This is a genomic window from Spirosoma flavum (assembly GCF_042686045.1).
Taxonomy (GTDB): domain Bacteria; phylum Bacteroidota; class Bacteroidia; order Cytophagales; family Spirosomataceae; genus Spirosoma; species Spirosoma flavum.
In genome coordinates, this window is sequence record NZ_JBHUOM010000016.1 from 47,090 (window position 1) to 60,417 (window position 13,328).

14 protein-coding genes and 1 pseudogene are annotated in these 13,328 nt (G+C 46.2%); 7 read left to right on the top strand and 8 right to left on the bottom strand.

Annotated elements, in window-relative coordinates:
- Nucleotides 1-87: 87 nt before the first annotated feature.
- The 4 genes from ACFS25_RS16790 (at nt 88) to ACFS25_RS16805 (ending at nt 1,875) form a co-directional block, all read left to right on the top strand.
- Nucleotides 88-387, top strand: coding sequence for a transposase (locus tag ACFS25_RS16790; RefSeq protein WP_381503383.1), 300 nt, complete (start codon nt 88-90; stop codon nt 385-387).
- A 152-nt stretch (nt 388-539) separates the two neighbouring features.
- Entirely contained in the window at nt 540-641 is a 102-nt protein-coding gene (locus tag ACFS25_RS16795) for an IS3 family transposase (protein WP_381503409.1), read from the top strand.
- Nucleotides 642-647: 6 nt separating this feature from the next.
- Entirely contained in the window at nt 648-1,259 is a 612-nt protein-coding gene (locus tag ACFS25_RS16800) for an IS3 family transposase (RefSeq protein ID WP_381503385.1), read from the top strand.
- 205 nt (nt 1,260-1,464) lie between these two features.
- The gene (locus ACFS25_RS16805; protein WP_381503387.1) at nt 1,465-1,875 is read left to right on the top strand and encodes an energy transducer TonB; all 411 of its coding nucleotides are present in this window, start codon (nt 1,465-1,467) and stop codon (nt 1,873-1,875) included.
- Between the two features lie 436 nt (nt 1,876-2,311).
- On the opposite strand, the gene ACFS25_RS16810 is transcribed toward ACFS25_RS16805, so the two are convergent.
- The 5 genes from ACFS25_RS16810 to ACFS25_RS16830 form a co-directional block, all read right to left on the bottom strand.
- Complete coding sequence (locus ACFS25_RS16810) at nt 2,312-2,479, bottom strand: hypothetical protein (protein WP_381503389.1); 168 nt, start codon at nt 2,477-2,479, stop codon at nt 2,312-2,314.
- Nucleotides 2,480-2,965: 486 nt separating this feature from the next.
- Nucleotides 2,966-3,880: a helix-turn-helix domain-containing protein gene (locus ACFS25_RS16815; protein WP_381503392.1), complete on the bottom strand. Its 915-nt coding sequence runs from the start codon at nt 3,878-3,880 to the stop codon at nt 2,966-2,968.
- 33 nt (nt 3,881-3,913) lie between these two features.
- Nucleotides 3,914-4,651 (bottom strand): SDR family oxidoreductase, encoded by a 738-nt coding sequence (locus ACFS25_RS16820; RefSeq protein ID WP_381503394.1) that lies wholly within the window; start codon nt 4,649-4,651, stop codon nt 3,914-3,916.
- A 3-nt stretch (nt 4,652-4,654) separates the two neighbouring features.
- Nucleotides 4,655-5,566 carry an NAD(P)H-binding protein gene (locus ACFS25_RS16825; protein WP_381503396.1) on the bottom strand — a complete coding sequence of 304 codons (912 nt, stop codon included), beginning with the start codon at nt 5,564-5,566 and terminating at the stop codon, nt 4,655-4,657.
- Between the two features lie 466 nt (nt 5,567-6,032).
- Entirely contained in the window at nt 6,033-7,340 is a 1,308-nt protein-coding gene (locus ACFS25_RS16830; protein ID WP_381503398.1) for a hypothetical protein, read from the bottom strand.
- 792 nt (nt 7,341-8,132) lie between these two features.
- Here ACFS25_RS16830 and ccsA point away from each other — a divergent pair.
- Both ccsA and ACFS25_RS16840 read left to right on the top strand, forming a co-directional pair.
- Nucleotides 8,133-8,587, top strand: a pseudogene (gene ccsA / locus ACFS25_RS16835) (cytochrome c biogenesis protein CcsA); the annotation flags it as partial.
- Nucleotides 8,575-8,694: a CcmD family protein gene (locus ACFS25_RS16840; RefSeq protein WP_381503400.1), complete on the top strand. Its 120-nt coding sequence runs from the start codon at nt 8,575-8,577 to the stop codon at nt 8,692-8,694. The pseudogene ccsA and the gene ACFS25_RS16840, both read left to right, overlap by 13 nt.
- A gap of 258 nt (nt 8,695-8,952) precedes the next feature.
- On the opposite strand, the gene ACFS25_RS16845 is transcribed toward ACFS25_RS16840, so the two are convergent.
- Together ACFS25_RS16845 and ACFS25_RS16850 are read right to left on the bottom strand one after the other, a co-directional pair.
- Nucleotides 8,953-9,852: a hypothetical protein gene (locus ACFS25_RS16845; protein ID WP_381503402.1), complete on the bottom strand. Its 900-nt coding sequence runs from the start codon at nt 9,850-9,852 to the stop codon at nt 8,953-8,955.
- 295 nt (nt 9,853-10,147) lie between these two features.
- Complete coding sequence (locus ACFS25_RS16850) at nt 10,148-10,579, bottom strand: MarR family winged helix-turn-helix transcriptional regulator (RefSeq protein ID WP_381503404.1); 432 nt, start codon at nt 10,577-10,579, stop codon at nt 10,148-10,150.
- Between the two features lie 373 nt (nt 10,580-10,952).
- Between ACFS25_RS16850 and ACFS25_RS16855 the strand changes: the two genes are divergently transcribed.
- Nucleotides 10,953-12,374 (top strand): amidase, encoded by a 1,422-nt coding sequence (locus ACFS25_RS16855; protein ID WP_381503406.1) that lies wholly within the window; start codon nt 10,953-10,955, stop codon nt 12,372-12,374.
- A gap of 43 nt (nt 12,375-12,417) precedes the next feature.
- Here the strand turns inward: ACFS25_RS16855 and ACFS25_RS16860 are convergent, their stop codons facing one another.
- Entirely contained in the window at nt 12,418-12,999 is a 582-nt protein-coding gene (locus ACFS25_RS16860) for a Crp/Fnr family transcriptional regulator (RefSeq protein ID WP_381503408.1), read from the bottom strand.
- Nucleotides 13,000-13,328: the final 329 nt, after the last annotated feature.

Below are 13,328 nucleotides of genomic sequence, written 5' to 3' on the forward strand. Positions count from 1 at the left end.
AAATGGCTGGCTAATTCAGTTCAATGGTAGACTTATATGAGATGGTCTAATTTATCGGCACAGTGAACTTGCTTAACTTGCAAGAACATGCAGCCAAAAAACAAACCGCTCAAACGTCGTAAATACGACGTTACCTTCAAAGCCGACGTGCTGAAAATGATTGATAACGGTCAGAGCGTGCCATATGTGTCTCAGGCACTGGGCATTAGTGAAGCCCTCATCTACAAATGTAAACAGCGGAACAAAGGGGAAGAAAAACACTACTCTTCGAGTCAGACTTCGGAGGTATTTATTGAGAATCAGCGAATGTTGCAACGTATTAGTCAACTTGAGGTAGAGCGCGAGATCTTAAAAAAAGCCTTAAGCATTATCAGTCGGCAGACCTGAGGCAACGATATGAAGTGGTGAAGAGCCTGGCTGATCAATTTAAGGTAGAAACGCTGTGCTTAGTGTTAGAAGTGAGCCGAACTGCCTACTATCGGTATCTGCGGGGTGGGACTTATCAAGCAACGCCAGGAAAGGCAGCACATCAAAAATTAGTGGAGCAGGTATTCTATGCGCACAAACGACGCTATGGCAGTCGACGCATTAGGGCTGAGCTGCAGGAAAAGGGATGTGTGTTAGGTCGTCATCAAGTATGAACGCTGATGAAAGTAGTTGGTTTGCAAGCCATTCAGCCTAAATCATTTGTGCCGCGCACCACTAACAGCACCCACGGAAGAGGCTACTGGCCAAATTTGCGGTTAGATCAGCCTTTACCCAAAGCTCCTAATTTGGTTTGGGTCAGCGACATTACTTACCTGCCTTTGGTCAATGGAGGTTGGGCCTACTTAGCTACTTGGATGGACTTATTTTCGCGCAAAGTGGTGGGCTGGCAAGTGGGTGAAACGATGGAGGATGAACTGGTTATACTTCCATTACGCCGTGCGTTACAGTTGCGTCAACCTGCCGAAGGTCTAATTATTCATTCGGATCGAGGTGGGCAGTACGTATCAACTGAGTTGAATGAGTTAGCGAGTTTGTGGCATATCAGGCCCAGCATGAGTCGGGCCGACGATCCCTACGACAATGCCTTTGCGGAGTCGTTGTGGAGCCGCCTAAAAGCGGAATTATTGGAAGACGGAGCGTTTTTAAGCGTAGAGGATGCGCGGACTGAACTCTTCGACTATATTGAGGTATACTATAACCGAGTGAGAAAGTATTCGTCGCTGGGCTATAAAAGCCCTGATCAGTTTGAAAACCAGTATTACAAAACCTGACAAATTCAGTGTGCCGCTAAATCGGACCACCTCAGTTTAACGTAGACAACTAGAGTTTACAACTATCGTATCCGACCAATTGAAGGCCGAATAGACATCTAAGAAAATGACCACTACCTCAAAAATACGGCCTTGGCTTTTTGGGAATGACTACGTTTGAACACGACTTAGCCGCAGTGGATGTCAACTAGAAACGTTTATAGTTATGCCTTCTTACGCACTAATCATTCTTTTAGGTAGCGGCCTGGCTCTTTCGGCTCAAGCCCAACAAGCTCCCCTAGATTCCAACTCGGTCCCCGTTCGTAAAATCTTTACTGTCGTTCAGGAACCACCTCAATTTCCGGGCGGTATGAACCAATTGAGAACGTATTTACGGGAGAATATGAAGTATCCCCAGGCTGCTCGCCAAGCCAAGAAAGAAGGAAAAGTGTTTGTCAGCTTTATTGTCAATGAGCGGGGCGGCATTGAAGAGGCTCGTGCCTTGAAAAGCTTGGATCCAGCGTTAGATGCGGAAGCCGTTCGACTTGTTGAGAGTATGCCTGCCTGGACACCGGGTAAAGTGAATGGCTTAGTCGTTGCCTGTCGATATAATCTGCCGATTACGTTTGACTTGTAGTCAGAGACTACGACTGTGATCAGACGGCGGTGGATGCCGTTTAATCACAGTTATGTAGCAATCGGAGTGGCCACAAATTCTGAGAGTGATTGGCGTCAGATGACAGTTGCAGTTGATTGAATCCTTGTTACAAATGCTAAACGGTCATTTAGGGTTCATACTGGTCAATTCCTACTCTTGCCATGGATCCTGGAGGAAGGTTGACGGGTAGCTTTTTCAAGATTTTTTCTTATAACAGGCCTTAAACGGTCGTTTAGAAAATGTAAAATGCATAGAATAATCTTTCGCCTGCCGATTTACTAATTGTATAATATCTAAATTATTATTTTTAGTTACTTGTTGAGCGAGTGGGAGAGGAGGTACGGTAGAGAACAAATTAATCCGGCCATTTCTCTAAGCCAGCAGCAATGCGTAATGCCCGTTGCACATCTTCCCACTAATAGCCGCTGTCATAACCAGTCGACAGACGATCGCAGATCGTTAGAAAATCATTAGCGGCATCAAACCTCAGCTTTTCTGGAGCTGGTTGATCGGGTTGAGCCGGGAGTTGATCAGACACGCCTTCCATACCGGAAACAGTCAGTAATTCAGTAATAGAGACCACGGAAAAGCCCCACGGGTAAGACCAATGGGGCTGAAATAACGTAACAGATACAAAACGTCCCTCTTAGCCTTTTATTGTGTTCCTCGAAACAGGAAAGGCCTTATTTACCACTTTATTTTTATAGGCTCGTTTGCTAACCTGATTCATGTCATATAGGAAGCTCTTTTCCCAGGTACCCATCTTTTCGGATGGTCGCCGGTTAGGCCACAATAAATGTAGGTAGTTCTGCGGAAAGGGACGGGGCCGCCTGAGCGGATAAGTCATCATTTGGAGAAAAGATCAGTCTCACAAACTCAGCTAAAATGTGAGATTTTGATTTTGATTAGTGAGATAACAATTTGAGACTGAAGCGAAAACAGAATGATTTTACAGAACAACTACTGAATCATCTCTTTTAATGGGCGTTTAATTAGCCTACATAGTAAAGAGATAGATCGAGTAACAGAAAGAGACGTGCCAGGTGACGTTATGATTATTGATAAACCGCTAGTTGAACGACTGTTTGAATTCCAGTGGGGAAAGCGTAGTCTTTAATTTAAACAAACGGCTGAAAGACTGAGGGTGCTCAAAACCTAGCTGATAGGCAATCTCAGCAACCGATAGAGTCGACGTTGACAATAATTCTTTGGCCTTCTCAACCAATTTATGATGAATCAGATGCTGGGCATTTTGGCCGGTTAACGAACGCAGCATGTCGCTCAGATAGCTGGGCGAGACATGCAACAAGTCCGAAAGGTACTGAACCGTGGGAACCCCTTGCTTCAGGGAGATTTCGCTGGCAAAGTAATCATCTAAACTATCGTCCAGCTTTTGCAGTAAGTCGTTATTAACCGCTTTTCGAGTAATGAATTGCCGCTTATAATACCGGTTGCTGTAGGTAAGCAGCAGCTCGATCTGGGAAACAATAACATCCTGGCTGAAATCATCAATCCGACTCTTCAGTTCATCATCAATGATCCTCAATACCGTCATGATTGTCGTTCTTTCCTCGTCAGACAAATGAAGGGCTTCGTTAGCTGCGTACGAAAAGAAACCATATTGCTTGATTTTTTTGGCTACTTCATACGAAAGCAGAAAATCGGGATGAATCAGTAGTATATTGCCCTTAGTAGCCCTGCCATCGGGGCTTTCAAACACTTGACCGGGTGCGGTAAACACTAAGCCGCCTTCACTGAAGTCGTAGTAGTTTTGTCCGTACCGGGCTTTGCCGCAAAGGCTTGCTTTATAGGCAATCTTGTAGAAGTTAAGCACTAAAGAGCCCTGTAAAGCGGCTGGCTCATAGTTCATTTGCTCAATATCGATTAAGCTGATTAACGGATGTTTAGGCTGTTGAAGCCCAAACATCCGGTGGAAGCGACTCAACGAGTCAACCTTGTGCAATGAGTTTTCTTCCTTTTTCATGGAGCAATGGTGTAGGGTCTATAAGCAATTTACTTACCAGGGAGTTTCTCCCGTTTTGGGGCTATATTCCTCCGCAATGAATTTTCCGGTTGGTCCATCGGGGCCGATCATGGCATATCTGGCAATACGAGTGCCCCCTTCCTGAACGCTACCCGTACCCCGATGATTGTTAAAGTCGGTCGCCACAAAACCGGGACAAACGGCATTTACCTTAAAGGGCGTGTCTCTTAACTGGTAAGCCAGATCGATGGTATACATATTGAGGGCCGCTTTCGATGAAGGGTAAAGGGCCGCTTTGTGGGAATAATAGAGCCAGTTAGGATCGCTATGCAAGGTGAGTGAACTGCCACTGGAGGATACATTGACGATACGAGGCTCAGGAGACTTTTTCAGCAAATCGATAAAAGCTTGCGTCACTCGAACCACCCCATACAGATTCGTATCGAATACCCGTTTGAACTGGTCAACGCTAGCCTCCAGTGACGATTGGGGCATGCCCCCATTGATCCCGGCGTTATTAATCAATACGTCCAATACATCGGTTTTACGACCTATTTCCTGGCGGGCTGCCCGTACGGATTCCGAATCGGTAACATCTACCTTTACCGCTTCCACATGCATCAATCCTTCGGCGTTCAACTTCTCAACTGCAGCCCGACCATTTTCTACGTTTCGGCTACCTATATACACATAATAGCCATTTTGTAGCAATTGGCGGGCCGTTTCAAAACCAATACCTTTATTGGCTCCCGTAATGAGTACCTTTTTCATCGTCTACCTGGTTTTGTTGTGGTATACCTGAGCAAATTCTTTGGCGAACTCAGCCAATTTAATGTTGCCTAACGTGGGTTTATGGCGATAGAAGTCCTCATACAAGCTCCCACTCTGTTGAGCGGCCTGCATGGCGACAAAGCCCTTGGCGATCCACTCATTCATGCCGGCCGCCAACATGCCCTGTTGCATTTGTTCATCCGTTATGACGGTCCACGTCAATTCCGGAAGGCCAATCGCTTCGCCCAGCATCTGCGCCACCTCATTGGGCGACACTTCATCGCTGGCCAGGTAGTGTACGGTTCTGCCCACAAATGGCTTTTCCATCTCCTGAGCGATGGTAGCCGCTATATCCAACGAAGATACCCAGGGTTCCTTTTTATCCCCGCCATAGCTTTGCAGAATGGTATGCTGGGTTTTTATGGAATCGATAGATCGATACAGATTGGTGTAAAAGCCGACGGGTCTCATGAATTTAATGGAGATATTATCCGCTAGTTGTCGGAGTATGTTCTCGACCTTATGATGCAGATAAAGGCTACCTGTGCCCTGTTCGGTGTGGGCACCTATACTGCTTAAATGCACCAGTTGTTTAACGCCCGACTCCTCAACTGCCTTCTTGTAATTGTTACCGATTTGTTCAAAAGCGGCTACAAAATCGACATCTTTATCAAAAATGCTACCGATCCCTTCCCAGGCTTCCATGAGGTATAGGATGTCAGCGCCGTTGAATGTTTTGATTAGGAAATCAACGTCGAGGAATGAACCAGTGGCCGCCCTGGCGCCTAATGCTTCAATAGCTGCTTGCCGTTCGGGCTTGCTGGTGATGACGGTTACGGAATGGCCTGCCTCAACCAACTGTTTTGTCAATGGTTTGCCGATGGTGCCAATCGATCCAGTAAGTACGATGTTCATGTCTGTGTTTTTGTTTTTGCAAAGGTTGACGACAGACAACTGGATAAATTAACCGAATTGAGGCTTTACCTAACCGGAATGATTGTTTAGAGAGAGCGAGTAAGTTACTGAAGTCGTAATCATCCTATCAAGTACTGGCTCAACCTATTTATCTAATTCGCAATTCCACCAAAATAGATTTGTAGCCATCCGTTACTTGTGCTCACCAAACGCTCCTATTTGAGACGGTTGAATCTTCATTCGTCTGCTTCAAAAATGGGGTGTTTAATTGGACGGCTTATTTTAATAACTGTCAAGTGGTACCGCACCGGCGGACCGGCCACCGCGGTACTATCCGTAGCATACGATTATTACAGACGATGCACAATCAATCTATTGGACTGCTTCCCTTCCTTTGTAGCTCCTCGTAGAATGAAGTGGATCGGCTATTCCAGTAAAAACTATGTTCTAACAGCCTCAGTCGGATCTAAAAATCTTGTGTAAGATAGCGAACATTGATAACCGGCAGCATTAAAACGGGCGGCGTTTTACCGGCCTCAACTAGTACCTGATCTATTGGTCGTGCATCAGCAGGGGAATTTGCAACGAACACTTGAACCAGTCGGATACCTGATTTTGGCAGGAGCGCATTGGGAATGAGTTTGGGAGCTCGATTCATTTTCAACATCCAGTCGGGCCTTTCATTGATCAGTTTAAGCGGTGGGTGAACCACTTGCAAATCCACCGCACCTGCTAAAAGACCAGTGGTTAAAGGCTTGCCATGCTCGAACAACACAACCGATACATTCGAAGCCTTCAACGCGGCAATTTTGTAGAGGTCAACATCGGGCCGGTTCATTGGAACGGAGGACAATCCAGCCTGATCAATTGTCAGCGGATCAATTCCCGTTTTATGTTTAATGATTGCTGCCATTTTCCGATATGGCTTTTCTTCACCTGCAATGGGCCCCTCAGCGGCATGACGTTCGCCGACATAAATGAGAATTTTGCCCTCAGGAAACGGTTGCACGGCTCGACGTATCAAATTATCGGCTTGTGCCTGTTCGCGCTCTTCAGCTGTGTATCCGCGACTGGCAGTTTCGTAGGACACCGGACGATATCCCATCGCGAGTGATTGTCTGATGAAATCGGCAAAAACAGGATCGTCAAAATAATATCCACTATAAAAGTCACCCGACCCTCTAACGATGCCATCGGCCGCAAGTTGCTCCATCTTGCTACGTTCTTCTTGGTCATCTGCATATGGCCTAAGCGCTTCTACTGCCAAAATTGTATAACCGAGTGGTTTTAGTGCATGCGCCACTTCAAGACCGAAAGCACGTCCACGTGGATCCAGATGATTTTCATTAAGAATGACGATACGTGTTTTACGCGCACGCTTGACTATTTCATCGATGGCTGAGACTGCTGTAGACAACTGTAGCATGGCAATCTGTTCTTTCGGTACATGGAAGTCTGCGCCTTTCGCCTTATTAAATGTAGGAATGCTAGTCATGGTGGACATGACCTGAGCCCATTGATCTACAACATCGGGATCATCAATTTGCGCTGCACTCTCGACGCCTAACCTTTTGAGTAATCCAAATGAGGCACCCAGATAACGGCCATGTGACACATCACTGATGGATTGTTTGTAAGCTGTTAAGAGGGTATCGTTGCTTATTTTTTTTACCGGCAGAGCAACACCAGGGGACTGTGCTGAAGCCGTCATTACAGATGGAGGCGTAATAAGATATACTATTACGCTAAAGATTAGCATCGACACAATTTTCATATGGGAGGTAAGCAAACGAGTTATAAATTGCACAAAAATTATTTTTAATTAAAATCTAATAAGTGAAGATGGGAGATTATTAAATTTGCTTCACTCCTGACAAATAAGTCAATTTTGTTCTATGCCCTTCAGTCTGAAATGCATAGTTTGTTCTTAAACTGTCTGCAGAGACAAATCGTAGGAGGATCAATAAACCCTTTTTTTCTCCACTGTTCTATTGTCGTTGCCACTCTACTGTCACTCGCCAGGTCATTTGTAAACATTGTTTCCGGATTAAAATCCATAAACGTAGTCTTATTAATTAGATCGGAGATGTCTACAATAAAAATGCTATACTTTTCCCAATATGGATAGCCTGGTTTAGAGAAATGGGGCAAAAACTCCAGATTACTGGACATGAAGGGTAAAAAGCCGAAAAGTGGCTGACCGATGGTAAGTTTATGTTCGCTAAAACTTATCATGTTTACCACCCTGTCCAAGCCACCGCTCCGGCGGCTCGGTTTTTGCCAAATGTAGGAGGTTCTTTCCGGATATTCCAGAGCACATTTTCCGAAACTTATTATTGGTCTGTTTGGCCATTACGCTGGCCCGGTTCACCAATTTGAATGTCTTGAAGGACTACCTGCCTCAACTCCTGGCTAATGAGCAGACCAAAGCCGATTCCCATTACAAACGACTTATCCGCTTTTTTCGAGTATCATAGCCCAATCGATTAGTCCTTTGTATACTTCAGTTCGTTTTCCGGCTATTTCAAATCGGACCCCCAAAGCGGCCGTTTTACTCACCTGATTGGCCATGTTCTCGATCCGCTATTTAAGAAAGGGAAAGCTGGATGACGATCTTATTTCGGTTGAGTTGGCTAACACGGCTCTGTTATTTGGGGTGTTAGGCTGTAATACCGGATCAGTGTGGGCCTATTTCGCCTGGGGCGATTTGTGGCCCAACGATCCTAAAACCAATGGAGTCGCGGTTGGCATGCTGTTGTATCTAGCCTATTTTGTGTTACGGGGTCAGTGGATGATGAGATGCGTCGTGCCAGGATATCAGCTGTTTATAACATCTTTGCCTTTGCTGTTTTCATCCCTCTCATCCTACCCCGATTGACGGATTCGTTACATCCTGGTAACGGAGGGAATCCAGCGTTTAACCAATATGATACTGCTAATTCCATCAAGCGCATCATCAGACCCGCTTTTGTGGGCTTCACTTTACTGAGTTTTTGGATTACTCATCTTTGGGTCAGATAACGGAATTATTACGCCAGGATGGTAAGATATGGGTAGTTGTAGCGGTGATGTATATTGTACTAGTAGGCTGGTTCGTGTATATGGTTGAGATTGGTCACCAAAATTAAGAGAAGGGATCATAGATAGTGCTTCTCAAAAATGGCTACTCCTTGAGACGAAAGCATTTTCCAGGTATATGCTCTTACTTGAGACAAGGAACTATTCATGTATCTGCCTCGTGATTGGGGGTGAGACAATGATTACCTTATTGTCCTAAAACTTTACTAAATAGCATCTGGACTTGCTATCTTTTATAGGAGAGAAAAATAAGAAACATTCTCTCAGAGACCGCGTCCTGACAAAGATTGACTTGTCCTGGAATCATCCTAATGATACAATAGACCATTTGGAAGCTTGTTGTCATGACTGATTAAACTTCGTCTAATACGTTCTGTTTGCTGACTAACGGTTAATAGGATCTCTTGCTCTTTCTTGGCTAATCCGATTAAAACGACTTCATTGGTTGAAGGGTATATCGTATAGTTTTGCGACCCATTTATATGAATACTTGTATTCAGCACTTTCCCCCTTATATCAACAGGTAAGCCTATAACAGGATACCCGACTCTGAGTTTGAGCGTAGGTAAGAGCGATTGTAATACCGTAGTCGCCATCAAGAAGGAGCCTGCCTGAGTCGGATGGGAACCGTCGGATTGATAAAGCTTAATTTGCTTATACGTAGTCAGGCAGTATTGCCAAACATCCCCGACAGGAATGAGAAGTGCCCTTGTTTGTCGAGAAATAGTGGTGTATGCGTGCGTTAACAAGGGTTGAGCGGATGGGTCATATTCCCTAGCCCATGTCGTGGCAAAACAGGGTGTTGCTTGCTGTTTCTTTATTTCTTCACTCCATAATTGAGCATATCTGTAAAACGTATCGGGTTTGGCAATCCAATGTTTATCAATTGGTTCAGGTCCCGCCCCTTCCAAACCAAGTTGACTTTGATCTTGCATAATAACAAAGTCCCAGTGGCGACTTTGCAGCTTTTTAAGGGCCACATGAGTCGAGTCGTGCCAATGACCTTTCAACGTCATGCCCCCGGCGACAATCATCTCTGCGTTTATAGGCTGTCCGTTATGTGCAGCAATTGATTTGACCACTACTGGAAGATTATTGAAGTAGGTATAGCTGTTGCCGATGAAAAGAATAGATAACGTATCTAATTTCGGTTGGGCTTGCGTTTGTAAATGACAACACACACTCAGCACGATCAGCAGAGTTTTCAAAAGCGAAGTGATCAGGAAGTGATTGGAATGAGATGAGGGATGTCTTTCTAAAAACATAGATTACGATCAATTAGTAGGCTTATGTAGAGTTTCAGAGTTTCCGGGAGGAAAGTACAAGATCATTATGGCTTTACGACCCCATTTATAATGAGGCTACAGGGTGGTCGAAGCGACACTATAAATTATCCGTCTTGCTAACTACAATTGGCCATTTTGGTTAACCTTCTTGTTTTTAGGAGATATATCTCAGGTAAGGAGAAAATTTTCGGAGAACAATAGTTGATTTTCATCGTGTTTACGATTGACAGTTTTTGATTAATAGGTGAAGCATATTCTGAAGGTGGGTGAGTTGTTGTTCATCAAGATTCTGCAAAGCACATTGTCGGTTATTGACGATAACGGGTTGCATAGCATCAAGAAGTTGCCGAGCAGTATCGGTAAGAGTAAGAGTAAATCGTCTTCGATCGTCCGAGTTGCCGATTCGGGTGAGGTATTGTTTTTTGACTAATAGATCAATCATTCGAGTGACTGATGCAACGTCCTTGAAAACGGTTTTGGCGATTTGTTGCTGAGTCCAATCTGGCTGGTCACGAACGGCTGTCAAGATTAGCCATTGGTCAATGGTAATATCGAAGCCATGCTGATTAAGTCTACGTTGTGCAAACTGACGATACAGTTTAATTGCCTTTTCCAAGGAGTAAAAGACGATTTGGTCAAGTTCTTCCATATTTCCTTTGTTGATACAATAATAATTGACACATCAATAAAATGATTATATTTCTTAATAATTTTGATCATTTTATTGATGTGTCATATTTAATGCCCTTATAGGCAACTCAATAGCGGATTGACAAAATACGTTCGTTTTCGTGTGTAACTATAGATCTACTTATTCTCATATAAGGCTCCTACTTGAGATGAAGTGTACTCCCTCCCGTTGAAAATACATCTAGTATCCATTCCGTTTTAGCTCCAAAAGCGTGACAAATGTCAACGCCAAATTGTGTCATATAGCTTCGTTTCACAGGTTTCCTCACCGCTACTTTTGCTCAGCTAATTCAGCCAATGAGTGAAAGAAACGAAACGATAAAACCCAAGTGATGGAAGCACAAGCCAATAGTCCACTCGTTTATGAGGATGCCAGTGCCCTGGCTAAACTAATCCGTACCCGCCAGGTCTCCCCGGTCGAAGTTATGAACGCGCACCTCGACCGTATTGAAGCCCTCAACCCAACCATCAATGCCATTGTTACCATTGTTGATAGCGCACGACAAGCCGCTAAAGTAGCCGAAGCGGCCGTGCTGAGCGGGCAAGAGCTTGGCCCTTTACATGGGGTGCCCTTTACTGTGAAAGATTCGATCGACACCGCCAACGTCATGACCCAACGGGGCTCACCCATCTTTAAAGGGCGCATTCCTCAAAACGATGCTACCAGTGTCGCGCGGATGAAGAAGGCGGGCGCCATTCTGCTCGCTAAAACCAATCTTCCGGAGTTCTCCTACTGGATCGAAAGTGATAATTTGCTGAGCGGCCGCACGAACAATCCCTGGGATTTGACGCGTACTCCTGGCGGGTCAAGCGGGGGGGAGTCGGCCGCGATCGCTGTCGGCATGTCCCCGTTGGGTCTGGGCACGGACCTGGCGATCTCGGTTCGGGGGCCGGCCGCTCAGACGGGTATTGTCTCGCTCAAACCGACCCACGGACGCATACCCATGACGGGCGTCTGGCCCCGGGTGCCGCGTCGGTTCTGGCATACGGGACCGATGGCACGGAGCATCCGTGATCTTGACCTGGCATTCTCTATCCTTGGTGGTCCCGACGGGCTTGACGCTTTTGCCACCAGTGTTGGACCGTTCGAAGCCAGCGTGGGCTATTCGCCCGATCGCCAGCTCCGGGTGGGCTGGTTAATCGAGCCCGGTTTTGGGCCGATCGATCCCGAGGTGGCCGCGACGGTAGAGGCCGCTGCACAAGCGCTAAAAGACCTGGGGCTCTTCGTCGAGCCGGTACGCATCCAGGCCCTCGAGCGTGACTTCGCGCTGGACGTCTTCAATCGGCTGCATGTGATGGAGATGAAGGAGGCCTTTAGACAGGCAACGGCGGGTCGCAGCCAGGATGAAATCTATAAAATGGCTAAAACGATGCTTTCCCTGCCTGATACGTCGATGAACGACTTTATCGACGCTGAACAAGCTGCCGAGCGGTTGCGGGACGGTTTTGCCGAATACTTTCAGCAATACGATGCGCTGATCACCCCTGTGTTGCCGATTCCGGCCCACAAGCATGGCCTTGACACGTTCATCATTAATGGTCAGACGGTCGATGCCACCTATCTCCAGGGGGCTACGGTGCCACTCAACGTCACGGGCTTACCGGGCATCTCCATGCGGTACGGTACCAGCCAGGAAGGCTTGCCCATCGGTGTGCAGATCGTTGGCAGCTGGCTTGCTGAATCGACCATTCTGCACATTGCGTCCCTGCTGGAGCGGGTGAGCCCGGTTGGCGACCTTCACCCAGCCCTTTGAGGTTGCCAACCTAAAAGACCTCCTGGCGTGATGGGGAGGTTTTTTAGGTTGGCTTTGTAAACTCTCTTCGGATACGGCTTAAGGTTTCTCGTGAAATGCCTAAATAAGACGCGACCATATGCAGGGGCACTTTATTGAATACCTGGGGATACGTTTGTTGAAATTCCAGATATTTTTCTTCGGCCGAGCCACTAATCAACGAATAGATGCGCCGTTGGCTGGTCTCATACGCTCTGGCTAGTAGCCTGTCATGAAATACGTTCAGCGGGGGGATCGTTACCAGTAATTCTTCCCAGCTCTCCTTGGTCCAGATGATAACCTTACTAGCCGTCAAGGCTTCAATGTTGTACTCGGAGGGCGTGCCCTTATTATAGCTTTCCTGGTCGGTCATCCACCAGTTCTCCACGCCAAACCGCATGGTATGATCAGTACCCTCTTTACCAAACCGGTACAGGCGGCAGCAGCCACTGGTTATAAAACAGTTACTTTTCCATACCTCGCCATCATGGAGGATGGATTGCCATTTTCGTAACGCTTTTTCTGAAGAGGCATCCCGGATCAGTTGCAGCTCCTGCTGCGAGATCGCCACCCAGGCGCGCAAATAATTTTCAAAGACGTCAAACATGGAGCCAAAGCTACTCAATTGAGCTGGTAAAGGACTACGCGACTGCTGGCTGTAAACAGATGTTGGCCTTATGCCACCAAATAGGGTCCTAATAGCGAACCATGGCGACGGCCCGGTTGACATTCATGAATAAATAATCGTCTCACGTAATACTCCCGTTTGAGACGAAGAAGTTTTCATGCAAGTGCTTCTCAAATAGGGCGTTTTTTGACTCGGAACAGAAACGAGTATTTAGCCTGAAGTTTCGTACTTCTGTCGTAGTATAATAGATGTGGTTGTTGCAAAAGTCGTTACCTACCCTTAAAGACTCCATCCAAGCTTTTGCAACA